Source organism: Microvirga aerilata (genome assembly GCF_016743775.1).
GTDB lineage: Bacteria > Pseudomonadota > Alphaproteobacteria > Rhizobiales > Beijerinckiaceae > Microvirga > Microvirga aerilata.
In genome coordinates this window covers 1-25,009 of record NZ_JAEQMY010000033.1, presented here as the reverse complement: position 1 = coordinate 25,009, position 25,009 = coordinate 1, and the positions used below count along the sequence as shown (strand labels likewise).

General features: G+C 65.9%; 28 protein-coding genes. 13 read left to right on the top strand and 15 right to left on the bottom strand.

What is annotated here, in order from left to right:
• Positions 1-25: 25 nt before the first annotated feature.
• From JKG68_RS19090 to JKG68_RS19070, 5 genes are all read right to left on the bottom strand, one after another.
• The gene (locus JKG68_RS19090; RefSeq protein WP_202062723.1) at positions 26-472 is read right to left on the bottom strand and encodes a DUF1178 family protein; all 447 of its coding nucleotides are present in this window, start codon (positions 470-472) and stop codon (positions 26-28) included.
• Between the two features lie 42 nt (positions 473-514).
• Positions 515-1,378, bottom strand: coding sequence for a carbon-nitrogen hydrolase family protein (locus JKG68_RS19085; protein ID WP_202062721.1), 864 nt, complete (start codon positions 1,376-1,378; stop codon positions 515-517).
• A gap of 89 nt (positions 1,379-1,467) precedes the next feature.
• Complete coding sequence (locus tag JKG68_RS19080; protein ID WP_202062719.1) at positions 1,468-1,866, bottom strand: hypothetical protein; 399 nt, start codon at positions 1,864-1,866, stop codon at positions 1,468-1,470.
• Between the two features lie 124 nt (positions 1,867-1,990).
• On the bottom strand, positions 1,991-2,248 hold the full coding sequence (gene grxC, locus JKG68_RS19075; protein WP_202062717.1) for a glutaredoxin 3: 258 nt from the start codon (positions 2,246-2,248) through the stop codon (positions 1,991-1,993).
• 49 nt (positions 2,249-2,297) lie between these two features.
• The gene (locus tag JKG68_RS19070) at positions 2,298-3,080 is read right to left on the bottom strand and encodes a ComF family protein (protein WP_202062715.1); all 783 of its coding nucleotides are present in this window, start codon (positions 3,078-3,080) and stop codon (positions 2,298-2,300) included.
• 101 nt (positions 3,081-3,181) lie between these two features.
• Here JKG68_RS19070 and JKG68_RS19065 point away from each other — a divergent pair, with 101 nt between their 5' ends.
• The 4 genes from JKG68_RS19065 to JKG68_RS19050 all read left to right on the top strand — a co-directional run bounded on the left by JKG68_RS19065 (position 3,182) and on the right by JKG68_RS19050 (position 6,187).
• The gene (locus JKG68_RS19065; protein WP_202062713.1) at positions 3,182-4,066 is read left to right on the top strand and encodes a methyltransferase domain-containing protein; all 885 of its coding nucleotides are present in this window, start codon (positions 3,182-3,184) and stop codon (positions 4,064-4,066) included.
• Positions 4,067-4,138: 72 nt separating this feature from the next.
• The gene (locus tag JKG68_RS19060; RefSeq protein WP_202062711.1) at positions 4,139-4,504 is read left to right on the top strand and encodes a DUF427 domain-containing protein; all 366 of its coding nucleotides are present in this window, start codon (positions 4,139-4,141) and stop codon (positions 4,502-4,504) included.
• 92 nt (positions 4,505-4,596) lie between these two features.
• Positions 4,597-5,745, top strand: coding sequence for an iron-containing alcohol dehydrogenase (locus JKG68_RS19055; RefSeq protein WP_202062709.1), 1,149 nt, complete (start codon positions 4,597-4,599; stop codon positions 5,743-5,745).
• Positions 5,746-5,752: 7 nt separating this feature from the next.
• Positions 5,753-6,187, top strand: coding sequence for an acyl-CoA thioesterase (locus JKG68_RS19050; protein WP_202062707.1), 435 nt, complete (start codon positions 5,753-5,755; stop codon positions 6,185-6,187).
• Here JKG68_RS19050 and JKG68_RS19045 read toward each other — a convergent pair.
• Both JKG68_RS19045 and JKG68_RS19040 read right to left on the bottom strand, forming a co-directional pair.
• The gene (locus JKG68_RS19045) at positions 6,171-7,097 is read right to left on the bottom strand and encodes a DMT family transporter (RefSeq protein ID WP_202062705.1); all 927 of its coding nucleotides are present in this window, start codon (positions 7,095-7,097) and stop codon (positions 6,171-6,173) included. The genes JKG68_RS19050 and JKG68_RS19045 overlap by 17 nt on opposite strands.
• Before the next feature lie 8 nt (positions 7,098-7,105).
• Positions 7,106-7,516: a (deoxy)nucleoside triphosphate pyrophosphohydrolase gene (locus JKG68_RS19040; protein WP_202062703.1), complete on the bottom strand. Its 411-nt coding sequence runs from the start codon at positions 7,514-7,516 to the stop codon at positions 7,106-7,108.
• Positions 7,517-7,741: 225 nt separating this feature from the next.
• Between JKG68_RS19040 and JKG68_RS19035 the strand changes: the two genes are divergently transcribed.
• Positions 7,742-8,119: a hypothetical protein gene (locus JKG68_RS19035; RefSeq protein WP_202062701.1), complete on the top strand. Its 378-nt coding sequence runs from the start codon at positions 7,742-7,744 to the stop codon at positions 8,117-8,119.
• 6 nt (positions 8,120-8,125) lie between these two features.
• On the opposite strand, the gene argJ is transcribed toward JKG68_RS19035, so the two are convergent.
• Positions 8,126-9,367 carry a bifunctional glutamate N-acetyltransferase/amino-acid acetyltransferase ArgJ gene (gene argJ, locus JKG68_RS19030; RefSeq protein ID WP_202062700.1) on the bottom strand — a complete coding sequence of 414 codons (1,242 nt, stop codon included), beginning with the start codon at positions 9,365-9,367 and terminating at the stop codon, positions 8,126-8,128.
• 161 nt (positions 9,368-9,528) lie between these two features.
• Here argJ and JKG68_RS19025 point away from each other — a divergent pair, with 161 nt between their 5' ends.
• Entirely contained in the window at positions 9,529-9,741 is a 213-nt protein-coding gene (locus JKG68_RS19025) for a hypothetical protein (RefSeq protein WP_202062698.1), read from the top strand.
• Positions 9,742-10,003: 262 nt separating this feature from the next.
• On the opposite strand, the gene JKG68_RS19020 is transcribed toward JKG68_RS19025, so the two are convergent.
• Positions 10,004-10,903 carry a peptidylprolyl isomerase gene (locus JKG68_RS19020; RefSeq protein ID WP_202062696.1) on the bottom strand — a complete coding sequence of 300 codons (900 nt, stop codon included), beginning with the start codon at positions 10,901-10,903 and terminating at the stop codon, positions 10,004-10,006.
• Between the two features lie 254 nt (positions 10,904-11,157).
• Between JKG68_RS19020 and secA the strand changes: the two genes are divergently transcribed.
• The 5 genes from secA (at position 11,158) to JKG68_RS18995 (ending at position 17,947) form a co-directional block, all read left to right on the top strand.
• Entirely contained in the window at positions 11,158-13,971 is a 2,814-nt protein-coding gene (secA, locus tag JKG68_RS19015) for a preprotein translocase subunit SecA (protein ID WP_202062694.1), read from the top strand.
• A gap of 155 nt (positions 13,972-14,126) precedes the next feature.
• Entirely contained in the window at positions 14,127-14,819 is a 693-nt protein-coding gene (locus JKG68_RS19010) for a TVP38/TMEM64 family protein (protein ID WP_202062685.1), read from the top strand.
• Between the two features lie 123 nt (positions 14,820-14,942).
• Complete coding sequence (locus tag JKG68_RS19005) at positions 14,943-16,565, top strand: ABC-F family ATP-binding cassette domain-containing protein (protein ID WP_202062683.1); 1,623 nt, start codon at positions 14,943-14,945, stop codon at positions 16,563-16,565.
• 285 nt (positions 16,566-16,850) lie between these two features.
• A complete protein-coding gene (locus JKG68_RS19000; protein WP_202062681.1) occupies positions 16,851-17,234 on the top strand; it encodes a response regulator in 384 nt (127 codons plus the stop codon).
• A gap of 5 nt (positions 17,235-17,239) precedes the next feature.
• On the top strand, positions 17,240-17,947 hold the full coding sequence (locus tag JKG68_RS18995) for a protein phosphatase CheZ (protein ID WP_202062679.1): 708 nt from the start codon (positions 17,240-17,242) through the stop codon (positions 17,945-17,947).
• 158 nt (positions 17,948-18,105) lie between these two features.
• Here JKG68_RS18995 and JKG68_RS18990 read toward each other — a convergent pair whose 3' ends face one another.
• From JKG68_RS18990 to JKG68_RS18980, 3 genes are all read right to left on the bottom strand, one after another.
• Positions 18,106-19,395 carry a L,D-transpeptidase family protein gene (locus JKG68_RS18990; protein ID WP_202062677.1) on the bottom strand — a complete coding sequence of 430 codons (1,290 nt, stop codon included), beginning with the start codon at positions 19,393-19,395 and terminating at the stop codon, positions 18,106-18,108.
• Positions 19,396-19,645: 250 nt separating this feature from the next.
• Positions 19,646-20,599 carry an acetyl-CoA carboxylase carboxyltransferase subunit alpha gene (locus JKG68_RS18985; protein ID WP_202062675.1) on the bottom strand — a complete coding sequence of 318 codons (954 nt, stop codon included), beginning with the start codon at positions 20,597-20,599 and terminating at the stop codon, positions 19,646-19,648.
• Between the two features lie 81 nt (positions 20,600-20,680).
• Entirely contained in the window at positions 20,681-21,475 is a 795-nt protein-coding gene (locus tag JKG68_RS18980) for a class I SAM-dependent methyltransferase (protein WP_202062673.1), read from the bottom strand.
• A 117-nt stretch (positions 21,476-21,592) separates the two neighbouring features.
• On the opposite strand from JKG68_RS18980, the gene gloB reads away from it, so the two are divergent.
• Positions 21,593-22,360, top strand: coding sequence for a hydroxyacylglutathione hydrolase (gene gloB / locus JKG68_RS18975; protein WP_202062672.1), 768 nt, complete (start codon positions 21,593-21,595; stop codon positions 22,358-22,360).
• A gap of 32 nt (positions 22,361-22,392) precedes the next feature.
• Positions 22,393-23,157, top strand: coding sequence for a GNAT family N-acetyltransferase (locus tag JKG68_RS18970; protein ID WP_202062670.1), 765 nt, complete (start codon positions 22,393-22,395; stop codon positions 23,155-23,157).
• Here the strand turns inward: JKG68_RS18970 and yddG are convergent.
• The 3 genes from yddG to JKG68_RS18955 all read right to left on the bottom strand — a co-directional run.
• Positions 23,129-24,004 (bottom strand): aromatic amino acid exporter YddG, encoded by an 876-nt coding sequence (yddG, locus tag JKG68_RS18965; protein ID WP_202062668.1) that lies wholly within the window; start codon positions 24,002-24,004, stop codon positions 23,129-23,131. The genes JKG68_RS18970 and yddG overlap by 29 nt on opposite strands.
• Before the next feature lie 62 nt (positions 24,005-24,066).
• On the bottom strand, positions 24,067-24,813 hold the full coding sequence (locus JKG68_RS18960) for an SDR family NAD(P)-dependent oxidoreductase (RefSeq protein ID WP_202062666.1): 747 nt from the start codon (positions 24,811-24,813) through the stop codon (positions 24,067-24,069).
• A gap of 97 nt (positions 24,814-24,910) precedes the next feature.
• A partial coding sequence (locus JKG68_RS18955) for an SDR family oxidoreductase (RefSeq protein WP_202062664.1) occupies positions 24,911-25,009 on the bottom strand: 99 nt, incomplete at its 5' end.

Sequence of the window (25,009 nt, the reverse complement as noted above, 5' to 3'; positions counted from 1 at the left end):
GCCTCCAACCGGACGAACCCCGGCGCTAGTTCCTGTCGTCGGGCACGACAGGAATCGGCAGCACGTCGATGCCTTCCTCCAGGAGCGCCCGGGCCTCGGCGAGATCCGCCTCGCCGTAGATCGAGCGCTCCTCCGTCTCGCCGTAATGCATCTTGCGGGCCTCCTCGACGAAGCCCTTGCCCACGTTCTCCGAATTCTTCAGCACATGGTCGCGCAGGGCCCGCAGCGCGGCGCGGATGTCCCTTTCCTTCTCGGACAGAACCGCCACGGGCTGGGTTTCCGGCGCTGCCGGGGCGGGGGCCTTGTCGGTGCGCGCCACCGAGGGCGCCATGATCTGCTTCTCGACCTTGGCCGAGTTGCAGAACGGGCACGTCACGAAGCCGCGCTTGCGCTGCGTCTCGAACGCGTCGCTTGAGGGAAACCAGCTCTCGAATGCGTGGGCCTGCTCGCAGGCCAGGGCGTACTTGATCATGTCCTTTGGGAAGTATGGGCTTGGGGGCCAAAAGGGAAGGGATCAGGCGGTTGCCGCCCGCTCGATCTCGATGGTGGGCACGACCTCGACCTTGAAGGGTCGGGCGTTCTTGAGGGTCGGGATGCGGCCGCGCACCTCGGCCACGAGAGCGGTGTCGATCTCGGCCAGGATCACGCCCGGCTCCGTGCCGGCTTCCGCCAGAACCCGGCCCCAGGGATCGACGATCAGCGAATGGCCATAGGTCTCGCGGCCGTCCTCGTGCAGGCCCCCTTGAGCGGCGGAGATCATGAAGGAGCCCGTCTCGATGGCGCGTGCCCGGTGCAGCACATGCCAATGGGCTTCGCCGGTCTGCTTGGTGAAGGCGGCGGGAGCCGACAGGAAGGAGGCGCCGTTCTCGGCGAGCGCCTTGTAGAGGGCCGCGAAGCGCACGTCGTAGCAGATGGTCAGGCCGAGATAGCCCCAGGGCGTCTCGGCGGCGACCGCCCAGGCGCCGCCCGTATAGGTGGCCGATTCGCGCCAGCTCTCGCCGTTCGGCAGGTCCACGTCGTAGAGGTGGATCTTGTCGTAGGAGGCGATCACCTCCCCATCCTGGCCGATCAGGAAGGCGCGGTTGGCGACCTTGTCGCCCTCCTTCACGGCAATGGACCCGATCTGGACCACGATGCCCCGCTCCCGCGCCACCTCGCGCACGGCCGCCAGGACCGGGTCCTGCGCCTCGGGCCCGACCTTGTCGAAGAGCTCGGCCCGGTCCCGGCACACGAGAGACGTCATCTCGGGGGTCTGGGCGAAATGCGCGCCCCGGTCGGCAGCCTCACGGATGAGGCCAACCGCGGCGTCGCGGTTCTTCAGGACGTCGCGCCCGGAGCGCATCTGGATGCAGGCGGCGGTGAAGCGGGCTTGGGTCATGGGGTTTGGTCTCCGTCAGGCCCGTAATAAGGCCCTAAAAGGCCTGCCTGTCCAGAGCCGGGTACCCTGCTAAGCCCTCTGGCCCGCCCTTACCGGACATCCAGTGAGTAGCGGGTTATTCTCGTTGAGCCGTTCGGAAAAATTCCCTCGACCTGAAAGGTGTCGGGGCCTTTGTACCCGGGCGACGGAGTATAGAGCACCTGGGTTGCCGGGGTGCGTTTCGCGTTGCAATGGGCGCGAATGTTGTCCTTCGGGTAAGTGGAGAAATCCATCGCCTCCTTGATCTCGATACGCCCGTTCCTGGGTTGCTCTAGAACCCGGATGCTGGTTGATCCTGTCGAGACGCATTCCGGATTAAGGGAGCCCCAGGTATCGACCTTCAGGGTCCTGCCGTTCAGAACCACCTTGGTGCTCATTGTCGAGCCGGTGGTATTGCAGCCTGCTACCGCCAAAGCGCCGAGAAGAAGGATAAAGCTGAAAGTGCGCATGTCTGCCCATGGAAGATCCAAGGCGCGACTTTCTCAAACAATATTATATATCGCAAGCGGATTGGTCCGCCTGTTCTCAAAATCAGGGCCGCCTGTCGCTTCGATGCATCATGCGGCCGCGATTTCAGGCCGCGAGCAACCGTTGCAGCTCACCCCTGTCATCGAGGGCATACAGGTCGTCGCAGCCGCCCACATGCTTTTCGCCGATGAAGATCTGCGGCACCGTGGAGCGGCCGCCCGCCTTCTGGATCATCTCGGCGCGGGCTTCCGGCTTCTTCTCGATGTCGATCTCCGTGAAGGCTGCGCCTTTCTCGTCGAGAAGCTTCTTGGCGGCCGAGCAGTAGGGGCACCAGCTCTTCGTGTAGATCGTGATGGACGGCATGATCGAGGTCTCCATTGATGGGGAGGATATAGGAAGCCTTCGGGCTTCTTCACAACTCCTGCACGACCCTGGCGAAGGCCAGGACGTCCACGGACGCCGCGCCGCCCCGCAGCAGCGCCCGGGAGGCGGCGTTGGCGGTGGAGCCCGTGGTGAGCACATCGTCGACGAGGAGCACCCGCTTGCCCTTGAGCCGCGCCCTGGCCTCCTCGGGCGCACGGAAGGCGCCCTGGAGGTTCACCTGTCGCTGCGCCTTGGTGAGGCCGACCTGCCGGCGGGTGCGTTTCACGCGGGCAAGCAGAAACGGGTCGCAGGCGACACCGCTCTGGGCCGACACGGCCTTGGCCAGCGCCATCGCCTGGTTGAAGCGCCGCCGCCAGAGGCGCCAGCGGTGCAGGGGCACGGGAACGATCACGTCCGCCTCCCGCAGCAGCTCCGCGCCGGCCCGGCTCATCATGAGGCCCAGGGCGCGCGCCAGCTCGAGCCGGTCATCGTATTTGAGCCGATGCACGAGAAGGCTTGCCGTGCCGTCGTATTCGGCCACGGCCCGGGCGCGCTCGAACACCGGCGGATCGGCGATGGCGGCAGGCGAAAGCAGCGGCTGGCCGAGGTCGACGGCGAAGGGCGTTCCCAGCCGTTCGCAGAAGGGGCGCTCGATGAAGCGGATTCCAGCCCAGCAGGCCGCGCACAGGGCATGGGGCTCCCCCGTCGCGGCCTGGCAGGCGATGCAGGTGGGCGGGTAGAGGAGACCGAGCGCCGCGCCCCAAGCCGCTCGCGCACCCCGACGGAGGCGCAGGTTCAGCCGGACCGGCTCGGCGTCAAGGGGCTCGCTCATGGGGCAAGCTTAGCCGATGGACGGCCTCCTGACACCTCTTTCGCCGGATCGGCCAGAAGACCCTTGGTTCCGGCATCGGCAGACGCCATATCGAGCCTCTCATGAGCACGCCCCTCGTCTTCGACCGCCCTCTCGTCCGCCGCCGCCTGTCGCGAGCGCTCCGGCAGGGCTATGCCGATTTTCTCCTGGTCCGCGCCGTCGAGGATCTGGAGGAGCGGTTGTCCACGGTGCTGCGGTCATTCTCCTTTGCTCTGGATGTGGGAACGCCCACCCCCGCCGCAGCGGATGCCCTGCGCCGGAGCGGACGGGCCGAAACCGTAATCCGCCTGTCGCCGGTGGCGGAGCCCGGAAGCGTTCTGGGAGACGAGGAGCGCCTGCCCTTTTCGGGGGAGCGTTTCGACCTCGCGGTCTCCCTTCTGGCCCTGCAGGGCGTCAACGATCTGCCGGGCTCCCTGGTCCAGATCCGCCGGGCCCTCAAGCCCGATGGGCTGTTCGTCGGGGCCCTCCTGGGCGGCACGACGCTCACCGAGCTGCGCCAGGCCCTGACGCAGGCGGAGGCGGAGATCGAGGGCGGCGTGAGCCCGCGCGTGGCGCCCTTTGCCGACCTGCGCGACATCGGCGGCCTGCTCCAGCGGGCAGGCTTCGCGCTCCCGGTCGCCGATTCCGACATCGTCCGGGTGCGCTACGCCAATGCCTTCGCGCTCATGCGCGACCTGCGCCAGATGGGGCTGACCAACGCCCTCCAGGATCGTCGCAGAACCCCCCTGCGGCGCGCCACCCTGATCCGCGCCGCAGAGATCTACGCGGAGCGCTTCGGCGAGCCTGACGGGCGCATTCCGGCAACCTTCGAGATCGTCTGGCTGTCCGGCTGGACCCCCCATGAAAGCCAGCAGAAGCCCCTGCGTCCAGGCTCCGCCAAGGTGCGTCTGGCCGATGCCCTGGGCGTCAAGGAGGGCGCAGCTCCGGTCAACCCGAAGGGGGAATGAGCCTTCGCGTCCGGTTGCAACCGGGCTGCCGTGTCTTTCGTTCTCCAGACGCATTCCCAGAGAGGACGAATCATGAAAGAGCCCGGGCCGGATCATCCGATCACCATCACGAAGAACCCCAACCGCATCCGGGTCATGCTCGGCGGCTTCATCATCGCCGAGACCACGCAGGCCCTGACCCTTCAGGAAGCCTCCTATCCGCCCGTGCAGTACATTCCCCGCGAGGACGTGCGCATGGACCTCATGGATCCGACGGATCACAAGACCCATTGCCCGTACAAGGGCGATGCATCCTATTTCACCGCCAACGGCGGCGGTCTGGTGCGGGAGAACGCGGCCTGGAGCTATGAGGAGCCGGCCTCCTCGGTTGCCGCCATCAAGGAGCATCTCGCCTTCTATCCTGACCGGGTGGACGCCATCGAGGAGTTCACCGACTAGACCATTCTCCCAATGGCCTAGAGGATGCGGGTTGCTGCCGCGGCAGCCCCAAGGCAATCTCCGGCGCAAAGCCCCCATCTTGGGAACCCCCCATGTCGCCGTTCATCTTCAACACCGCCCCCTCGCTCATCTTCGGCTCCGGCAGCATCGCCCGATTGGGCGAGATCGCAGCCCAGCGCCTCGGGCCCCGGGTGGCGCTCGTCACGGATGCCGGGCTCGTGAAAGCCGGGCTGGTCGGGCCGGCCCTGCATTCGCTGGAAGAGGCCGGGGTCGCCGTCGACGTGTTCGACGCGGTGGTCGCCGACCCGCCCGAGGATGTGGTGCTCGCAGCCGTCGCTCGGGCGAGGGATTTCGAGGCACGAGCCGTCATCGGCTTCGGCGGCGGCTCGTCCATCGATGTGGCAAAGCTCGTGGCGCTGCTGGCGGTGGGCGGCGAGAGCCTGCCCGACATCTACGGCGTCGGTCTGGCGAAGGGGCCCAGGCTTCCCCTGCTCGCCATCCCCACCACGGCCGGCACCGGATCGGAGGTGACGCCGATCTCCATCGTCACCACCGGCGCACACGAGAAGAAGGGCGTGGTCTCGCCCCTGATCATCCCGGACATCGCGCTCCTCGATCCCGATCTGACCGTGAACCTGCCGCCCCACGTGACGGCCGCCACCGGCATCGACGCGATGGTTCACGCCATCGAGGCCTATACGTCGACGAGCGCCAACAACAATCCGGTGTCGCAGGCCCTGGCCAAGGAAGCACTGCGGTTGCTGGGCCGCAACATCGAGCGGGCGGTGCACCAGGGAGGGGACCTGGAGGCACGCTCCGCCATGCTGCTCGGCTCGATGCTGGCAGGCCAGGCTTTCGCCAATTCTCCGGTCGCGGCGGTGCATGCCCTGGCCTATCCCATCGGCGGCCATTTCGGCATCCCGCACGGGCTCTCCAACGCCCTCGTGCTGCCGCATGTGCTGCGCTTCAATGCGAGCGCCTGCGAGCGATCTTACGCGGAACTCGCGCCCCTCGCCTTCCCGGACCTTGAGGGTCACGCCACAGGATCGGCCTTCGTCGAGGCGCTCGCGTCCTTGTGCGAAAAGGTCGGGCTGCAGCCGCGCCTGCGCGACGTAGGCATCCCGCAGGATGCGGTACCGATGATGGCCGAAGACGCCATGAAGCAGACGCGGCTTCTGGTGAACAATCCGCGCCCGCTCACCCTCCAGGATGCCCGCGCGATCTACGAAGCGGCCTGGTGACAGGCCTATGGCAGACCGCCCCACGCGTCCCGACCGCGCCGCCTTCAGGCTTTTTCGCCCTATCGCCACCCGCTGGATGGACAACGACGCCTATGGGCACGTGAACAACGTGCATTACTACTCGTATTTCGACACGGCGGTGAACGGCTGGCTGGTCGAGCAGGGCCTGCTTGCCATCGCCGAGAGTCCGGTCGTCGGGCTCGTCGTCGAATCCGGCTGCACCTATTTCGAGAGCGTCGCCTTCCCCGATGCCCTGGAGGCCGGTCTTGCGGTCGACCATCTCGGCCGTTCCTCGGTGCGCTACCGGATCGGGATCTTCAAGGCGTGTGCCGCACAAGCGGCAGCGCAGGGCCATTTCGTTCATGTCTACGTGGATCGCGCCACCCAGCGGTCGGTCGAGATTCCGCCAAGCACCCGTGAGGCGCTCAAGCAGCTCGCCTGAACCGCCCGCTCAAGGACACGATCGCGACGCCCGACAGCACCACGGCTCCGCCGATGATTTCGCGCAATCCTATGCTCTCGTTGAGGAAGAGAACGGCAAGGACCGCCGCCCAGACCGGCTGGAGATACCCGACCATCGAGGCTCTTGTCGGACCGGCGCGGCGGATGAGCCGCATGAAGAGCAGGATCGGCAGAGCGGTGGAGACGATGCCGAGCGCCAGCAGCGGCGCCGCGCTGTTCGGCACGCCTGCGAAGGCGGATGGGCCAGTGACGACGAGCGCCAGCGCGGTTGCCGGAATGGCGGAGCAGATCTGCTGACCGAGAGCGAGGCGGGCCGGGTCTGCCTGCCTGATCGAGCGGACATAGAGGTTTGCGGTCGCATAGCTGAGAGCGGTCGCCACCATGGCCAGTGCGCCCCAGGGGCTGATGCCGCTGTCCGGCAGGGCCGCGGGTCCGATGAGAATGCCCATTCCCGCAAGGCCGACGAGCACACCGGCGAAGCGCCGCACAGTCAGCCGCTCGTCCGCGTAGAGCAGGTGCGACAGAACCGCGACGATGAGCGGTCCCGACGCTTGGATCATGGCCGCCGGAGCGGTTCCGATCTGGGTCAGCGCATGCGCCACGAGAACGTTCGGAATCCAGCCGTTGAGGGTGCCGAGAACCACCCAATGGTGCCACTGGCCATTGTCGGGCCGGAGGCTCTTGGCCTGCACGGCGAACCACACGAGGAGGGCCGATGCCCCGATGAGGCCACGGATCGAGGCCAGCACGAAGGGGTTTATGCTTCCGCTCAGCTTGATGAACAGGAACGAGGTGGACCACAGCATCGAGCAGACGAGGAGGTTCGCTGCCAAGAAGATCGCGGTCGGGGCTGCGGGAAGCGCGGCGGCTTCGCCAGGTGTGGCGGACATGCGCGACCTCAGGCCAGGAGGTCGACGAGGAAAGGGATCAGCGGCTCATCGGCGGGCGGCATGGGATAGGCGCGCAGCTCCTGCGGCTTCACCCATTTGAGTCCCTGCCCCTCGAGCGGCTGCACGAAGCCCTCCCAGCGGCGGCAGACATAAAGCGGCATGAGCAGGTGGAAGGTCTCGTAAGCGTGGCTCGCGAAGGTGAGCGGCGCGAGGCACGGTTCCTTCACATCGATGCCGAGCTCCTCCCGCAATTCGCGGATCAGCGTCTCCTCCGGCCGCTCGCCCGGCTCCACCTTGCCGCCGGGAAACTCCCACAGGCCGGCCAGCTGCTTCCCCTCGGGGCGCTGCGCGAGAAGGATGCGGTTGTCGGTGTCGATGAGGGCGACGGCAACGACGAGGGTGAGCTTTATGGAGGACACGCCGAGAATCCGCTTTAGAGCATGGCGAAAAATGAGGTCAGAGGCGGTGTCTTAACCTGTTTCCGGGGCGGCGCGAACTGAATTTCGTGAGCGTCCTCGGCGGGCCATCCGCGCAGGGTTACGCCCCGTTCCCGATCAGCCCTCCTACCGTCTTGCCATGCCGCTTCCAAGCCATACAATCCTATGAAATAATTTATCATTGCATGAATGCTGAGGAGCGATCCCATGAGCAAGTCCCTCTCCATCGCAGCTGCAGGCATCGTCGGATGCCTGATCTTCGGGGCGGAAGCAAAAGCACAGAACTGCGCGGCGGACCCCGTCTACTTCAATGGCGATCTCGCGGAGGTCGAAGGTCCGATGACCGTGAAGGCCGGCAAGGGCTGCTATTTCAACCTCAACGGCATTCCTGGGGCGGTGACCGAAACCGTCATTTCCCAAAAGCCCAGGACCGGCAGGGCGGGAATTAACGGACTCAAGCCTTATTACATGGCCAAGCCCGGCTATCAGGGGCCCGACGCATTCGCCTATACCTTCATCGGAACGGGCCGATATGGCGGCCCGATGCGGGTGACCATCAAGCGGAAGATCACCGTTGTCCCCTGATAGGGATCAGCTCCGGTAATCGCCGTTGATTTCCACATAGGCCTTGGTGAGGTCGCAGGTCCAAGCGGTGGCCTCGCCCCGGCCCAACCCCAGATCGACGCGGATCGTGATCTCGTCGCCCTTCATATAGGCGGAGGTCTTCGCCTCGTCGTACTCCTGGTCGCGCGCGCCTTTGACGGCAACGCGGATGTCGCCGAACCAGATGGCGAGCTTGTCGCGCTCGGCAGGCTCGCCCGCCTTGCCGACCGCCATGACCACGCGGCCCCAGTTGGCGTCCTCGCCCGCAACCGCCGTCTTCACCAGCGGCGAGTTGGCGATCGCCATGGCGATGCGCTTGGCGGATGTCGCGCCTGTGGCGCCGGTCACCTTCACGGTCACGAACTTGCGCGCGCCCTCGCCATCGCGGGCAACCTGCTGGGCGAGATCGCACAGGAGGCTTTCCAGCGCCGAGCGGAACTCCTTGAGGCGCCGGTCGCTCGGCAGCGAGATCGTGGGAGCGCCCCTGGCCCCCGCCGTGCCCGTCGCGAAGAACAGGAGCGTGTCGGACGTGGAGGTATCGCTGTCCACCGTCACGCAGTTGAAGCTCTTGTCGGCGCCCTTCTTCAGAAGCGCCTGCAGCACCGGGGCCGCAATCGGCGCGTCGGTGAACACGAAGGACAGCATGGTGGCCATGTCGGGGGCGATCATGCCCGCGCCCTTGGCGATCCCGTTCAGGGTGACCTCGACGCCGCCGATGGTGGCGGTGCGGGTCGCCACCTTCGGGAAGGTGTCCGTGGTCATGATCGCCTTGGCGGCGTCGAGCCAGGCGGTGGGCTTCGCCTTCTTCTCGCACGCGGTGAGCACGCCCTCGAACTTGGCGGCGTCCAGCGGCTCGCCGATGACGCCGGTGGAGGCGATGAAGACCTGGGAGGCCCGGCAGCCGGCGGCTTCGGCAGCGATGTCGGCGGTGAGCTTCACCGCTTCCGCGCCCCTCTTGCCGGTGAAAGCGTTGGCATTGCCGGAATTCACCACCAGCGCCCGGGCCGTGCCCTTCGCAAGGTTCTTGCGGCACCAGTCCACCGGCGCCGACGGGCACTTGGAACGGGTAAACACGCCGGCGACGGCCGTGTCCTTGGGCAGGGTCACATAGAGCACGTCCGTCCGGTTCTTGTAGCGGATGCCGGCCTCCGCGGTCGCGATCCTGACGCCCTCGATGGCGGGAAGAGCCGGAAACGACTTAGGCGCGAGCGGAGACACGGTCTTGGACATGCGAGAGCCTGGAGAGGTGTTGGGATACGACGTTGCGAGCCGCGACCTGTGGTTTTTTAAGGCTTTTTGTCAAGTCAAAGCTTCAGCAGGGGAATTCCAATGGCACGGAACGACGCCTCACCCCTGCCGTTGAACCGGTCTTGAGAACGATGGAGGCCTTCGTGACGAGCAAGCATCCCAAGACCCAGCCGCAGGACCGCCCCCGCAGCGATCTCGAGGTGGATCCCGGCATCGGACGGTCGAAAGGCGCCACCATGGCCGGCGAGGATCCGCGCGATCTCGACGGCGGATCGACGTTCCAGGGCGACGTCGAGAACCAGACCAACGACCAGGGCGGAGTCGATCAGAGCCGGATGGGCCGCACGAACAAGTGACATTGGCCCCAGGGCAATGTCATCCCCGGCGGCCGCAGGCCGGGAAGGGGATCCATAGTGGTGTGCGGGTGAGTGGATTCCCTTCCCCTCCGCTACGCTCCGGCCGGGAATGACACTGAAGGTGTGTCGCTGTCATCCCCGGCGAGCCGCAGGCGAGGGAAGGGGATCCACGATCAGGCACTGAGCCATGGCTTCCCTTCGGCCGGCCCGAACGAAAAGGGCGGCCCGGAGGCCGCCCTTCGACGTCGCAAGTGCCTGGAGCTTACGGCTGCTTCTGCTCGACGAGGTTGCCCTTGTCGTCCAGGCGCTCGATCTTGGCATCCTTGCGCAGGCCCACGATCAGGTCCTGCTGCGCCTTGCGGGCGAGATAGGCCTCCACCTGATCCTTGGTCTCCTCGAAGCTCGGCGCAGGCTTGTTGCGCTTCTCCTCCACCTTGATCACGTGCCAGCCGAACTGGCTCTTCACCGGATCGGAGATCTGGCCGGCTTCCAGCTTGAAGGCGGCTTCGGCGAAAGGCTCGACCATGCGGTCCTTGGTGAAGAAGCCCAGATCGCCGCCGTCGGTCTTGGAGCCCGGATCGGTGGAGAGCTCGCCGGCCACCTTGGCGAAGTCCTCGCCGCCCTTCACGCGGGTCGCGGCCTTCTTGGCGTCCTCTTCGTTTTCCACCAGGATGTGGCGGGCGCGAACTTCCTGCTCGGCCGGAACGCTCTTGACCGTCTCGTCATAGAGCTTACGGGCGGCTTCCGGGGTCACGGCCTTCTTGGCCTCCTGGTCGAGATACTGGTCGAGCAGGGTCTTGTCCCGGTTGTAGGCGAGCTTGCGGGCGAACTCCGCGCCGCTGCCGACCTTGGCGGCTTCGGCCGCCTTGGCGCCGAGCTTCAGGTCGATCATGTACCCGGTCAGCAGGTCGCGCTTCTGGGCCTCGGGCACGTTCGGCATCTGCAGGGCCGGATCCTCGGCAGCCAGCGCAAGGTCGCCTTCGGTGATCTCGAGGCCGTTGACGCGGGCGATCACCTTGGCGGGATCGATGGCCGGAACGGCCGCAGGGGATGTGGCGGGAGAGGTGGCGGGGCTCGTCTGGGCGAAGGCGGCGCCGGCCATGAGAGGCAGGGCAACCCCGAGGGTCAGAAGGCTCTTGCGGACGGTGAGTGAGCGAGACATGTCAGTTCCTCTGGTGAGCGCGAGATTGCCCACGGACAGCGATGATCAGATGGCCGAATGTGTTTACGTTTGCAAGTGATGGCATATTTATGTCACAGCATCGCCGCTCGCGGGGTCTTGAACAGGGCTCAGCTTGTGAGCGCGAGGGCTGCGCCACTCCGGCACAGCCTTTAAGATGCGCTCAGGCGTAATTAGGTCTATAAGGCGGCGCAAACGCCCTTATCTCCTGCATTCTGGAATTCTGAAGGCTCTCGATGTTCGGTTCTCTCGCGAAGAAAATCTTTGGCTCGGTCAATGACCGCCGGCTGAAGTCCTACCGGCCGAAGGTAGCGGCCATCAACGCGATGGAGGCCGAGCTGGAGGCCCTGTCCGACGAGCAGCTCCGTGCCCGCACCAAGGACTTCAAGGCCCAGCTCGCCTCAGGCAAGACCCTGGACGATATCCTGGTGCCGGCCTTCGCCACGGTGCGCGAGGCGGCCAAGCGGACGCTCGGCCAGCGCCACTTCGACGTGCAGCTCATCGGCGGCATGGTGCTCCACGAGGGCTCGATCGCCGAAATGCGTACCGGCGAGGGCAAGACCCTGGTGGCCACGCTCCCAGTCTATCTCAATGCCTTGGCCGGCAAGGGCGTCCATGTGGTGACGGTGAACGACTACCTCGCCCGCCGCGATTCGGAGTGGATGGGGCAGATCTACCGCTTCCTGGGCCTGTCCGTCGGCGTCATCGTCCACGGGCTCGACGACGTGGAGCGCGCCCAGGCCTATGCCTGCGACATCACCTACGGCACCAACAACGAATACGGTTTCGATTACCTTCGCGACAACATGAAGTACGAGATGGCGCAGATGGTCCAGCGGGGCCACTACTACGCCATCGTGGACGAGGTGGACTCGATCCTGGTCGACGAGGCGCGCACGCCGCTCATCATTTCCGGCCCCCTCGACGACCGCTCCGAGCTCTACAACGCCATCGACAAGGTCATCCCGCGCCTCGACAAGAGCGATTACGAGCTCGACGAGAAGCAGCGCTCCGTGGCGCTCACCGAAGACGGCACCGGGAAGATCGAGGAGCTGCTGCGGACCGAGGGGCTCCTCAAGGAAGGCGACCTCTACGACGCCCAGAACGCCACCCTCGTCCACCACATGAACCAGGCGCTGCGCGCCCACACCCTGTTCCAGCGCGACAAGGACTACATCGTCCGCAACGGCGAGGTGGTGATCATCGACGAGTTCACCGGCCGCATGATGCAGGGCCGCCGCTACTCGGAGGGCCTGCACCAGGCCCTCGAGGCCAAGGAGCACGTGCAGGTTCAGCCCGAGAACCAGACGCTGGCCTCCATCACCTTCCAGAACTACTTCCGTCTCTACGGCAAGCTCAGCGGCATGACCGGCACGGCAGCCACCGAGGCCGACGAGTTCCTGGAGATCTACAACCTCGAAGTGGTCGAAATTCCCACCAACCGCCCCGTCTCCCGCATCGACGACGACGACGAGGTCTACCGGACGGTCGAGGAGCGCTACCAGGCGGTCATCCGCGATGTGGAGGCCTCCTCCGCCAAGGGCCAGCCGATCCTGGTCGGCACCACCTCCATCGAAAAGTCGGAGCATCTGGCCGAGCTTCTGATCAAGGACGGCTACACCCTCATCGACTTCGAGAACCCGCTGGCGCTGGAGCCCCTCTACCAGGACGCCCGGGCCGGCCGGGGCACCAAGCACTTCGCCGTGCTGAACGCCCGCTTCCACGAGCAGGAGGCCTTCATCGTCGCCCAGGCTGGCGTGCCCGGCGCGATCACGATCGCCACGAACATGGCCGGCCGCGGCACCGACATCCAGCTCGGCGGCAACGCCAAGATGCGCATCGAGCGCGAGCTTGCCGGGGTCGAGGGCGAGGAACGCGCCCGCCGCGAGAAGGAGATCCTGGACGAGGTCGCCTCCTTCAAGGACAAGGCGCTGGCCGCCGGCGGCCTCTACGTGCTCGGCACCGAGCGCCACGAATCGCGGCGCATCGACAACCAGCTGCGCGGCCGCTCCGGCCGCCAGGGCGATCCGGGCCGCTCCAAGTTCTACCTGTCCCTCCAGGACGACCTGATGCGCATCTTCGGCTCCGACCGCATGGACGGCATGCTGCAGAAGCTGGGTCTCAAGGAAGGCGAGGCCATCATCCACCCGTGGATCAACAAGGCCATCGAGCGGGCGCAGGCGAAGGTCGAGGCGCGCAACTTCGACATCCGCAAGAACATCCTGAAATACGACAACGTCATGAACGACCAGCGCAAGGTCGTGTTCGAGCAGCGCAAGGAGTTCATGGCGGAAGAGAGCGTGCGCGAGACCATCGACGACATGCGCCACGGCGTCATCGAGGACATCGTCTCCCGGGCGATCCCCGAGAACGCCTATGCGGAGCAATGGGATGTCGCGGGTCTGAAGGAGAATGTGGTCAACTTCCTCAACCTCGACCTGCCGATCGAGGAATGGGCAAAGGAAGAGGGCATCGCCGACGACGAGATCCGCGAGCGCATCACCAAGGCCGCCGACGAGGCTTACGCCCAGCGCGTGGAGGCCAACTCCGCCGAGGTCATGAACTATGTGGAGAAGCAGGTTCTGCTCCAGAGCCTCGATCACCTCTGGCGCGAGCACCTCGTGACCCTCGACCACCTGCGTCAGGTGATCGGCTGGCGCGGGCTTGCCCAGCGCGACCCGCTCAACGAGTACAAGTCCGAGGCCTTCGAGCTGTTCAACGGCCTGATCGGCCATCTGCGCGAGCAGGTGACGGGCCAGCTCATGCGCATCCAGGTGGTGTTCCAGCAGCCGGAGCCGCAAGGACTGCCGCCCATGTTCGCCCAGCATCTCGATCCGGCGACGGGCGAGAACGAATTCGACATGCCGCAAGGCGGCGCCTTCGGTGCCGGCCCGGCTCTGGGCTTTGCGGCAGCCGCCGCCGAGATGGAGCCCGTCCCGGCCCGCGACCCGAACGATCCCTCGTCCTGGGGCCGGGTGAGCCGCAACGAGCCCTGCCCCTGCGGGTCGGGCAAGAAGTTCAAGCACTGCCACGGACAGTTCGTGGCCTGAGGCCCGAAGGGCTGAAACATCGACGCAAGAGCCCGGCCCCAGCGCCGGGCTTTTTCTTGGGCTGGGATCGGCCAAAGCCCCTGAAGCGCCAGAGGAGCCGGAACAGCACAGGCGATGGGGCGTTTGGCCTTGGCTCAAAAGGAAAGCTTGGCCCTGTGCAATCTGTATCCCAGCATCGGAGTTTCGTCTGGCTCGCGGCCGCATCGGTGCTCGGATTCGTGGCGATCTTCGTCGCCTGGTTTCTGCTGCCTGTGCAGGATTGGCTCCAAAGTTTCAGCGAATGGGCCCAGGGCCTCGGGACGATGGGCGTCGTGCTCGTCAGCATCGCTTATGTGATCTGCACGATTCTGCTGGTTCCGGGCGTTCCGCTCACGCTCGCGGTCGCGGTCGCCTACGGCTGGTGGTCGCTGCTGATCTGCTTTTTCGGCGGGATGCTGGCGGCTCTGATCTCCTTCCTGATCAGCCGGTATCTCGCCCGGGATCGTGTGAAGCGCTTCATCGACAAGCATCCGACGATCAGGGCCATCGACACCGTCGCCTATGAGGAGAGCTTCAAGACGATCCTCCTGTCCCGCCTGACCCCCGTCACGCCCTTCGCGGTCGAGAATTATGCGTTCGGCGTCACGGGTGTCCGCCTCGGGTCGTTCCTGCTCGCAACCGCCATCGGGATCGTGCCGGGCACGATCCAGAACGTCTGGATCGGCGTCATCGGCCGCACCGCCGCGCAGGGCGGAGCCGGCGTGGCGAACTGGATCCTGCTGGTGGTCGGCCTTGTGGCCACGATCGTTCTCACCGTCTGGATGACCAGACAGGCCAAGAAGAGGATGGCCCTGCAGGCTCAAGCCTGAGCGCGCTGCCGCAGGCCTGCCGACGGGAGCTGAAGCCTCTGACATTTTGCCCGATCCAGGGCCCTCGTGCCTGCGTGCGACCCATGCCATAAGGCCGCCGAAACCCTCTCAGGCCCTGGACTAATGATTCGTATCGAGAACGTCAGCAAGCAGAACAGCCACCGCATCCTCTTCATCGAGGCTTCCGCGACCCTCCAGAAAGGCGAAAAGGTCGGCTTGGTGGGCCCCAACGGCGCGGGAAAGACCACGCTGTTCCGGATGATCAACAAGGAGGAGCAGCCCGACGAGGGCCAGGTCTCCGTCGATCGCGGCATCATGATCGGCTACTTCAGCCAGGACGTCGGCGAAATGGCCGGCCACAGCGCCGTGGCCGAGGTGATGAACGGGGCAGGTCCCGTGAGTGAGGTCGCCGCCGAGCTGAAGCAGCTTGAGGCCGCGATGGCGGACCCGGACCGGGCTGGAGATTTCGACGAGATCATCGCACGCTACGGCGAGGTGCAGGCGCGCTACGAGGAACTGGACGGCTACTCCCTCGAGGGCCGGGCCCGCGAGGTTCTCGCGGGCTTGGGCTTCAGCCAGGAGATGATGGAGGGCGATGTGGGCGCCCTGTCCGGCGGCTGGAAGATGCGCGTTGCATTGGGCCGCATCCTCCTGATGCGCCCGGACGTCATGTTGCTCGACGAGCCGAGCAACCACCTGGATCTCGAGAGCATCATCTGGCTCGAGGAGTTTCTCAAAGGGTACGACGGCGCGCTGCTCATGACCTCGCACGACCGCGCCTTCATGAACCGCATCGTGAACAAGATCATCGAGATCGACGGCGGAACCCTGACGACCTATTCGGGCGACTACGAGTTCTACGAGCAGCAGCGGGCGTTGAACGAGAAGCAGCAGCAGGCTCAGTTCGAGCGCCAGCAGGCGATGCTTGCCAAGGAGATCAAGTTCATCGAACGCTTCAAGGCCCGCGCCTCCCACGCGGCCCAGGTGCAGAGCCGGGTCAAGAAGCTGGAGAAGATCGACCGGGTCGAGCCGCCCAAGCGCCGGCAGGCCGTGGCGTTCGAGTTCCAGCCCGCCCCGCGCTCGGGCGAGGATGTGGTCAGCATGAAGAACGTTCACAAGCGCTACGGCAGCCGGAGCATCTACGAGGGCCTGGATTTCGGCGTGCGCCGCAAGGAGCGCTGGTGCGTCATGGGCGTCAACGGCGCCGGCAAGTCGACGCTGCTGAAGCTGGTGACGGGCGCGACCGCGCCCGACGAGGGTACGGTCGCGGTCGGCGGCAGCGTGAAGATGGGCTATTTCGCCCAGCACGCCATGGAGGTGCTGGAGGGCGACCGCACGGTGTTCGGGTTCCTGGAGGATGCGTTCCCGCAGGCGGGCCAGGGCTCGCTGCGCACCCTTGCCGGCTGCTTCGGCTTCTCGGGCGACGATGCGGAGAAGAAGTGCCGCGTCCTGTCGGGGGGCGAAAAAGCCAGGCTGGTGATGGCCAAGATGCTCTACGACCCGCCGAACTTCCTGGTGCTCGACGAGCCCACGAACCATCTGGACATGGCCACGAAGGAAATGCTCATCGACGCCCTGTCCCGCTACGAGGGCACCATGCTCTTCGTCTCGCACGACCGCCACTTCCTGGCGGCTCTGTCCAACCGGGTTCTCGAACTCACGCCGGAGGGGGTCCACCAATATGGCGGCGGCTATACCGAGTACGTGGCCCGCACCGGCCAGGAGGCTCCGGGCCTGCGCCATTGAGAGCTGAGATTGCAAAGCCCGGCCCCGCGCCGGGCTTTTTGCTGCGGCGGCGCCCAATCCTCAGGTCTGAAGCCTGCAAGCCGGGCGGCCGAGGGGGCTTCCGGTCCCGGCCTGACGCAGAGCAAGCTGCCGCAGGAGCAAGACCTTTTGGAATCGACCGTGTCGCTGCGCCAGCCTTGGGCAAGCATCAACCTCTAGGGTGGGTGGATAACAACTATTTTTGAAGAAGTTTCTGGCAAAGATCCTTCGCGATTATCCCTTACTCACTCTCTGGGCCGAAACATTATGGCATTGAATACGTCTCTTCCGGTGCTCATCGTCGATGATTATCAGACGATGTTGCGCATCATCCGCAACCTCCTGAAGCAGATCGGCTTCAACGACGTCGACGAAGCCAAGGACGGCTCGGAGGCTCTGGGCAAGCTGAAGGAGAAGCAGTACGGGCTCGTGATTTCCGACTGGAACATGGCTCCGATGACCGGCTTCGAGCTTCTCCAGAAGGTTCGCGCCGATGCGGAGCTGGGCAGCCTGCCCTTCATCATGATCACCGCGGAAGCCAAGACCGAAAACGTCGTGGCGGCCAAGCAGGCGGGCGTCAACAACTACATCGTGAAGCCCTTCAACGCGGACACCCTGCGCTCGAAGATCGCCGCCGTGCTGGGTGAGTAGCTGCCATGCGCCTCCCGCCACCGGTTTCCTTCGATCCGTTGAACCTGGACCTGCTGGCCCAGTCGCGCGAGAGCGTTGCGGCCCGTCGGCATGCCGAACTCATGCGCGGCATGGCTGCCATCCATGCGGCTCTCGAGCCGAACAGCGGGGCCTCCAAGGCGCTCCTGGACCAGATCCGCACGGACCTGCGCGAGGCGCTGAAGCTGAAGGAACAGCTCGACGCCATAGCCGGGTCGATCCAGCGCACCAAGCAGGAGATCGCAACCCTGCACTCCCGCACGCCGGGCGGGCAGGTGACGAGCGTCACCGACGAGCTCGGAGCGGTGGTCTGCGGCACGGAAGCCGCCACCAACTGCATCCTGGCGGCGGCGGAGGAGATCGACGAGATCACCGGAGCCCTTGCGCCCCGCCTTACGGATGGGGACGCCGAGATGGCTCAGCGGATTTCCGACAAGGTGATCACGATCTTCGAGGCCTGCAACTTCCAGGACATTACGGGCCAGCGGATCAGCAAGGTCGTGAACTCGATGAAGTTCATCGAGGAGCGCGTGACCCAGATGGCGCATATCTGGGGCGGGCTGGAAAGCTTCAGCGATGTGGAGGCCTTCCAGGTGCCGGAGCGGGAAGGGGATGAGGCTCTTCTGAACGGGCCTGCTCTGGATGGCGACCCGACGCGCACGTCCCAGGACGACATCGACGCCCTGTTCGGGTGATCCGATCCTGCAAGAATGCCCAGCTCATCAAACGCCGCTCGCAAGGGCGTCGTTTCTCACGAAAAACAGTGCAACAGCCCCTCGAGCCCGAAGAATCCGCGTCTCAAACAAAAGCCCGCCGATCGGTGGGCTTTTGCATTGCGTGATGTTTGGGGTGCTCAGTCAGCCGCCGCCACATTGACCTTCGAGGGAGCTTGAGCCCGCTTCTGGGGCACAGCCTTCGCGGCGGGCTCCATCCTGGCGACGGGAGCGACGGGAGCGGCTGGAGCCGCCTGGACCGTCTCGGCGACAGGCTGCGCGGCCGAGGTGCTGAACAGGTCGCCGACGCCGCCGAACATCTTCTTGTAGAAGGGCGTCTCGTCCGAAGCGGTAGCCGCTGCGGCCGCTGCCACCGGAGCCGTCTGCTGCGTCACCGCCGCGCGGCTCTCGGGCTGCGTGGCGGGCACTTCCTTCATGGACGCGAAGGCAAGGGCCGTTGCCGGGGCTTCCGGCCTGGTCTGCGGGGCGCTGTCGTTGAGGGCAATCACCTGCGGACCCGACGAGATGCCGTCGATCCGGCTCACGTAGCCGAGCTTGCTGTCGGTCACGCCGGTGACGTTGGCCAGCGCCGTGCGGAAGGATTCGTGGGTGTCGCCGTCGTTGTAGACGAGCTTGATCGGCTTCTCGCCCTTGGCGACCAGTTCGGCCACCTCCTGCTCGTCCTGGGCGCGCTTCTGCGCCACGACGGAGGCGGAGTCGGGATCGAGGTTGAACTCGTAGCGGCCGCGGCCGACGGCAACCCGGACCTCGTCCTTCGTCACCTCGAAGGCATCGGCGCCTTCCTTCAGGTTCTTCCAGAAGGCGATATTCGGGTCGAGGCGGTGCTTGGCCAGGTTCTCGGCCGTCATCCGGAACGGATAGGACTGGAACTGGAAGCCGCGCTGGCCGGCGCCGAGCGCCTCGCGGGCGATGGCGTAGATCTCGGCCACGTTCTGGTCGGTCATGGCGAAGCAGCCGCGCGACGAGCACGAGCCATGGACCATGATGTCGCCGCCGTTACGGCCCAGCGACCGGTCGAACGCGTTCGGGTAGCCGGTGTCGAACGAGAGGTAGAAGTTGGAGTTGGGGTTCATCTGCGCCGGAGTGACCGTGTAGAAGCCTTCCGGCACCTGGCGGTCGCCCTCACGGTTCTTGGGGCCGAGCTGGCCCGACCAGCGGCAGACCGGGTAGGTCTTGAGGAGCGCGTATTTCCCGTTGGAGCCGCGCTTCCAGACCTCCAGTTCCGATTCCTTCTTGTAGGCTCGGACCAGGATGGGATCGTCCTTGGACATGCCTTTGGTCGACATCAACGCCATGGTCGCGGGCGGAATCGGAGCCAGGTGGCGTGTGGAGCCTCGGGACAGGTTGTCGTCCTGGCAGGCAGCAAGCGCGAGCACCAGGCTCGCGGCCAATGCGATACGCTTCATCATGGGGGACCCCGCAGTTATTGATCTGCCGGCTTCGTGCCGAGCAGTTCCCCTTATACCTCTAGATCGTTAGCCTTAACCGGCCCTTACTGCAAGCGGGGCCGTTATGAGGTTATGGTTAAAGAGAGGTAAAAAATCCGGACATCGAGGGATTTGGACGCTCCTCGCCGGGAAGAAGGCATCTCTTCAGGGGTAAGGCAGGCTCGCAGGAGACCGGATCCCAGCATCGCGAGCCTCAGGTTGCCGCAGGCTTTCAGAGCTTCCGGCCGATAGCGAGGAACTTGTCGGCGCGGTGATCCCGGATCTCCGCCGGCCCCATGTTGCCGAGGTCGTGCAGGGCCTCCTCGATGGCGTTGCCGGTCGAGGCGATCGCCGCCTCCGGGTTCCGGTGGGCGCCGCCCATGGGCTCGGTCACGATGCCGTCGATGATGCCGAGCCGCAGGAGATCCTGGGCCGTGATCTTCATGTTGGTGGCCGCGTCCTGGGCGCGGGCCGCGTCGCGCCAGAGGATCGAGGCCGCGCCTTCCGGCGAGATCACGCTGTAGATCGCATGCTCGAGCATCAGCACCTTGTTGGCTGTCGCAATGGCGATGGCGCCGCCCGAGCCGCCTTCGCCGATCACGACGGAGACGTTGGGAACCCCGAGGGACAGCTGCATCTCGGTGGAGCGGGCGATGGCCTCGGCCTGCCCGCGCTCCTCCGCCTCGATGCCCGGATAAGCGCCGGCGGTGTCGACAAACGAGATCACCGGAAGGCCGAAGCGATCCGCCATCTCCATGAGGCGCACGGCCTTGCGGTAGCCCTCGGGACGGGCCATGCCGAAATTGTGCCGGATGCGGGTCTCGGTGTTGTGGCCCTTCTCCTGGCCCATCACGCAGACCGGCTGGCCGCGGAAGCGTCCGAAGCCGCCGACGATGGCCTCGTCCTCGGCGAACTTCCGGTCGCCGGCAAGCGGCGTGAACTCGCTGATCAGCCCGGCGCAGTAATCGACGAAATGGGGTCGCTGGGGGTGGCGGGCCACAAGGGTCTTCTGCCAGGGCGTGAGCCGGGCGTAGAGATCCTTCAGGGCGTCGGCGGCCTTGACCTCCAGGCGGGAGATGTCGTCGGTGATGGAGACGGCGTCCCGGTTCTCACCGAGAGCCCGAAGCTCCTCGACCTTGGCTTCCAGCTCGGCGACGGGCTTTTCGAAATCGAGATAACTGCGCATCAGACTCTATGAAAATGAAAGCCGGCGTGACCCGATAGGCCTGCCGAAGCGGGCGGACACTGGCGATTCAGGGGCTCCAAGTCAAGTTGGCCCCTGCCTTACTCCCTCAAAACCCGGCGGAATCAAGGACAATCCCGTCACCCGCGAGGCAGGGGCCGCCGGAGCCGGCGCGAAAACCGGCGAGAACCTGCGGGAGCGACGCACCGCGCGAACCGCACCGGGATGATAGAGCTGCTTCGTCGCCTCCACGATGTGAAGGCCCGCGAAGGGAAGCGAGAAGCCGGCCCCGACCCGCTCCCAGGCCTGGGCCGTCTGCAGGAGGAAGCGGTTGCTCAAAGGGGGCACGTAGAGGGTCTCGGCCCAGCCTTCCGGCGAGAACCAGGTCTGGCGCATGAGGCTTTTCAGCTGCGAGCGGCTGTAGGGCTGCCCATAGCCGAAGGGGGTGGTGTCCATGCGGGCCCACAGGCCGCGCCGGTTGGGCGCCACCAGGATGATCCGCCCGCCCGGGGTCAGGATGCGCCAGATCTCGTGCAGGAGCTCGCTCGGGCTTTCCACCGTCTCCAGGGCATGGACCACGAGAACCCGGTCGATGGAGGCGTCCGGCAGGGGCATCATCAGCGGGTCGACGAGCGCCGAGGCCGAGGCTCCGGTGCTGGGCCAGTTCACCACGCCCTGGTTTGCGGGCATGAAGGCCAGCGTCCGCTCGCTTTCGCCCTTGATGGCCGAGAGATAGGGCGGCGCATAGCCGAGGCCGAGCACGCGCAGACCCGTGAGGGGGCCCCAGAACCTGTCGACGGACCGTCCGACGAAGCGGCGCGTCACAGCTCCGAGAGGGCTGGCGTAGAAGCCGCGCAGATCGGTGATGTCGATGCTCATGACCTCAACAGGGCGCCTCTCGACCCAAGCCTTCGGCGATTGATGCGGGACCAGGGTCTGGTTTCATGGGCCAACTGTTCCATGATAGCTCAGAGCACATCAAGACAAGGTTCCTCGATGTCGGCCCAGATCCACGCCTTTCTCTGCCTTCAGGACAATATCGGTGTTCTGATCCACGATCCCAATACGGGGGCCTGCGCGGCCATCGATGCCCCCGAGGAAGGGCCGATCCTGGCGGCGTTGGCCGAAACCGGCTGGCAGCTCACCGACATTCTGGTCACGCACCGCCATTCCGATCACGTGCAGGCGGTCGAGCCTCTCAAGCGCCGCACGGGCTGCCGGGTGGTGGCGCCCGTCAAGGCGCGCGAGGCCGTGCCGTCCGCCGATGCGTTCGTGCGCGAGGGCGACACGGTGCATGTGGGCGGCCTCCAGGCCCATGTGTGGGAAACGCCAGGCCATTGCGCCGATCACGTCTCCTACTGGTTTGCGGCGGACCGCGCCCTGTTTGCGGGCGATACCCTGTTCACCCTCGGCTGCGGGCGCATGTTCGAGGGCGCCTACGCCGATTTCTGGCACTCGCTCCAGCGTTTGGCGGCCCTGCCGGAGGAGGCGCGGGTCTATTGCGGTCACTACTATACCCTGTCGAATGCACGCTTCGCCCTGGCCGTCGAGCCGGACAACGAGGCCCTGAGGGCGCGAGCAGTTGAGGCCGAGGCCGCCAGGGCGCAAGGGCGCTTCCTGGTGCCGAGCACCATCGGGCAGGAGAAGGCCACCAATCCTTTTCTGAGGAGCGGGGAGCCTGCGGTGGCGAAATCCGTTCATAAGGAAGGGGCAAAGCCCATGGAGGTCTTCGGGGCCTTGCGCGAATGGAAGAACAGGTTCTGATGCACGGCGACCCTGCAGGAGCGGACAGCCTCATGAACGACCACAGCCTCATCATCGGGCTCGAGAGCCGCCTCGTGAACGCCTGGCCCTCGTTCGATTATCAAACCTATGACGGCTGGATCCTGCGCCTGGCCAACGGCTACTCGAAGCGCGCCAATTCGGCGACGCCTTTCATGCCGAATGCCACCCTGGACGACGAGCTGATCGACCACATGGTCGCCCGCTTCGTGGAGGCCAATGTGCGTCCGACCTTCCGCCTCAACGGGATGGAGGCGCCGGATGTGGACGCCATGCTCAAGATGCGCGGCTTCAAGGAGATCGAGCCGACCCATGTGCTTGCGGCCCCCATCAGCAGCGGCGATTGCGAGCTCGACCCCGAGGTTCAGCTCCAGCCGCAGGTGTCCAAGCGCTGGGTCAAGGAGGCCTCGCACTCCTATGGCGGCGACAAGGCCGACGACGAAACCCTCCTGAAGATCGTCTCGCGCATCCGCCAGACGTCGGCTTTCGCGACCCTCAGCCTCGACGACAGGCCGGTGGCCTGGGGCTTGGGCGTGGCGGAGCGGGGCTATGTCGGCCTCTACGACATCGTGGTCGCGCCCGATCTGCGCGGCATCGGGCTGGGCCGCCGGGTGGTTGCGAGCCTCATCGCCTGGGGCTGCGGGGAGGGGGCTCACACGGCCTATCTCCAGGTGCGCGAGGAGAACGAGATCGCCCGCTCGCTTTATGGGGCGCTGGGCTTCCAGACCGCCTATCGCTACACCCACCGGGTCATGCCGGGGCGTTCCTCTTCGGCGTGAGGGTCGCCACCAGGGCGCCTGCCACGATCAGGCCGCAGGCCAGCGCCAGGGTCAGGGACGGCTCCGCATAGCCGGCCGCCACCAGCAGAAGCGTGGAGAGCACCGGCGTGGCATAGGACGCGACGCCGAGAAAGCGGATGTCGCCCCGCTTCATGCCGATATCCCACACATAGAAGGCCGCGCCCACCGGTCCCAGGCCCAGCGCCAGGAGAGCCAGCCATTGCACCGTCGACTCGGGCCATACGGTGGTCTCGAAGGCGAGATGGCAGACCAGGCTCAGGAGCGAAGTCATGAGGCAGAAGCCCGCCACCGCATCGGTCGGCACCTGACCGATGCGCCGGGACAGGACCGAATACCCAGCCCAGACGAAGGCGGCGACGAAGGCGCAGATGTAGCCGGGCATGTATTCCGCCCGCGCGTCGAAAGCGCCGCGCCCGGCGATCAGCACGATGACGCCGGCAAAGCCGAGCAAGGCTCCGGCGATGTGTGCCCGCCGCAGATGCTCCCCTGGCAAAAGCGACGAGAACAGCACGATCAGGAGCGGCCAGAGGTAGTTGATCAACCCGGATTCCGCAGGCGGCGCCCAGCGCAGGGCCGCGAAATAGAGCGCGTGGTAGCCGAACAGTCCGCCGATGCCCAAAGCCCACACGACAGGCTTCTGGCGCAGGGCCTTGAGGCCTTCGGGACGTGCGATCCAGCTCGCCACCCCCACGAGCCCTCCGACCAGGAAGGTCATGGCGTTGAGCTGGAACGGCGGGATCGTGCCTGTTGCGGCCGTCAACACGGCCAGCAGGGACCAGAGCAGAATGGCGGTGAGGCCGATGGTGGTGGCGGTGCGAGCTGTCATGGCCGCCACCTAGCACGTCTTCTCCGCAGACGCGAAGCCTGGAGATGGCGCTGGAGGCAACTCTAGTACGTCGTTCGCCCGCCGCTGAGATCGAAGGTGGCGGCCGTTGTGAAGGAGTTCTCCTCGGACAGCAGCCAGGCCACCATGGCGGCGATCTCGTGCAGCTCGGCGAAGCGGTCCCGCGGGATCCTCACGCGCATGTACTCGATGAATTCGGGCGTGAGGCTGTCGAGGATCTTCGTCTTGGCCGTGGTCGGGGTGATGCAGTTGACGGCAATTCCGGTCTTGGCCAGCTCCTTGCCCAGCGACTTGGTAAGCCCGATGATGCCGGCCTTCGCGGCACTGTAGGCTGCAAGGTTTGGATTGCCCTCCTTGCCCGCCACCGACGCGATGTTGACGATGCGGCCGTAGTCGTTCTCCCGCATGATCGGCACGACGGACCGGCAGCAGTTGAAGGTTCCCGTCAGGTTGACCTCGACGACGCTGCGCCACTCCTCGACGGAGTAGTCGGCAAGCGGCTTGACGGGCCCCGTGATCCCCGCCCCGTTCACCAGGCCGTCGATGCGGCCGAAGGCGGCATGGGTCTGCTGAGCCGCGTGCTCGACGGACAGGCTGTCCGCAACATCGACGCTGAGGCCGATGCAGTCGTTCGAGAGCGCCGCAGCACTCGCCTCCGCCTCCTCAGCCCGAAGATCCCAGAGGGCGACCCTGGCTCCCGACTGCACCAGCCGCTCGCCGATCGCGTAGCCGATGCCGCGAGCCCCGCCCGTGATCACGACGGTTCTGCCGGCCATGTCGATGTGATTCATTCATGAGACTCCATAGGCGGACCGGCCATTGCGGCGCTGCATCGATGCACCGGGGCGTCATCCCGGATGAAAACCATCCGGGATGACGCCCTCCGGGTCAGGCCATGTATTGACCGCCGTTCACGGACAGGGTCGAGCCCGTGATGAAGCCGGCCTCGTCCGCCGCCAGGTAGAGCACGCTGCGGGCGATCTCCTC

Excerpts from the sequence above, each read along its gene's own strand:
- JKG68_RS19055 (WP_202062709.1), top strand. The coding sequence starts at position 4,597 with ATGTCGCCGTTCATCTTCAACACCGCCCCCTCGCTCATCTTCGGCTCC.
- JKG68_RS19085 (WP_202062721.1), bottom strand. The coding sequence starts at position 1,378 with ATGACCCAAGCCCGCTTCACCGCCGCCTGCATCCAGATGCGCTCCGGG.
- argJ (WP_202062700.1), bottom strand. The coding sequence starts at position 9,367 with ATGTCCAAGACCGTGTCTCCGCTCGCGCCTAAGTCGTTTCCGGCTCTT.
- JKG68_RS18970 (WP_202062670.1), top strand. The coding sequence starts at position 22,393 with ATGAACGACCACAGCCTCATCATCGGGCTCGAGAGCCGCCTCGTGAAC.
- JKG68_RS19035 (WP_202062701.1), top strand. The coding sequence starts at position 7,742 with ATGAGCAAGTCCCTCTCCATCGCAGCTGCAGGCATCGTCGGATGCCTG.
- JKG68_RS19020 (WP_202062696.1), bottom strand. The coding sequence starts at position 10,903 with ATGTCTCGCTCACTCACCGTCCGCAAGAGCCTTCTGACCCTCGGGGTT.
- JKG68_RS19090 (WP_202062723.1), bottom strand. The coding sequence starts at position 472 with ATGATCAAGTACGCCCTGGCCTGCGAGCAGGCCCACGCATTCGAGAGC.
- JKG68_RS18980 (WP_202062673.1), bottom strand. The coding sequence starts at position 21,475 with ATGAGCATCGACATCACCGATCTGCGCGGCTTCTACGCCAGCCCTCTC.
- JKG68_RS19050 (WP_202062707.1), top strand. The coding sequence starts at position 5,753 with ATGGCAGACCGCCCCACGCGTCCCGACCGCGCCGCCTTCAGGCTTTTT.
- JKG68_RS19070 (WP_202062715.1), bottom strand. The coding sequence starts at position 3,080 with ATGAGCGAGCCCCTTGACGCCGAGCCGGTCCGGCTGAACCTGCGCCTC.
- secA (WP_202062694.1), top strand. The coding sequence starts at position 11,158 with ATGTTCGGTTCTCTCGCGAAGAAAATCTTTGGCTCGGTCAATGACCGC.
- JKG68_RS18990 (WP_202062677.1), bottom strand. The coding sequence starts at position 19,395 with ATGATGAAGCGTATCGCATTGGCCGCGAGCCTGGTGCTCGCGCTTGCT.
- JKG68_RS19005 (WP_202062683.1), top strand. The coding sequence starts at position 14,943 with ATGATTCGTATCGAGAACGTCAGCAAGCAGAACAGCCACCGCATCCTC.
- JKG68_RS18960 (WP_202062666.1), bottom strand. The coding sequence starts at position 24,813 with ATGAATCACATCGACATGGCCGGCAGAACCGTCGTGATCACGGGCGGG.
- yddG (WP_202062668.1), bottom strand. The coding sequence starts at position 24,004 with ATGACAGCTCGCACCGCCACCACCATCGGCCTCACCGCCATTCTGCTC.
- grxC (WP_202062717.1), bottom strand. The coding sequence starts at position 2,248 with ATGCCGTCCATCACGATCTACACGAAGAGCTGGTGCCCCTACTGCTCG.
- JKG68_RS19000 (WP_202062681.1), top strand. The coding sequence starts at position 16,851 with ATGGCATTGAATACGTCTCTTCCGGTGCTCATCGTCGATGATTATCAG.
- JKG68_RS18995 (WP_202062679.1), top strand. The coding sequence starts at position 17,240 with ATGCGCCTCCCGCCACCGGTTTCCTTCGATCCGTTGAACCTGGACCTG.
- JKG68_RS19060 (WP_202062711.1), top strand. The coding sequence starts at position 4,139 with ATGAAAGAGCCCGGGCCGGATCATCCGATCACCATCACGAAGAACCCC.
- gloB (WP_202062672.1), top strand. The coding sequence starts at position 21,593 with ATGTCGGCCCAGATCCACGCCTTTCTCTGCCTTCAGGACAATATCGGT.
- JKG68_RS19045 (WP_202062705.1), bottom strand. The coding sequence starts at position 7,097 with ATGTCCGCCACACCTGGCGAAGCCGCCGCGCTTCCCGCAGCCCCGACC.
- JKG68_RS19065 (WP_202062713.1), top strand. The coding sequence starts at position 3,182 with ATGAGCACGCCCCTCGTCTTCGACCGCCCTCTCGTCCGCCGCCGCCTG.
- JKG68_RS19080 (WP_202062719.1), bottom strand. The coding sequence starts at position 1,866 with ATGCGCACTTTCAGCTTTATCCTTCTTCTCGGCGCTTTGGCGGTAGCA.
- JKG68_RS18985 (WP_202062675.1), bottom strand. The coding sequence starts at position 20,599 with ATGCGCAGTTATCTCGATTTCGAAAAGCCCGTCGCCGAGCTGGAAGCC.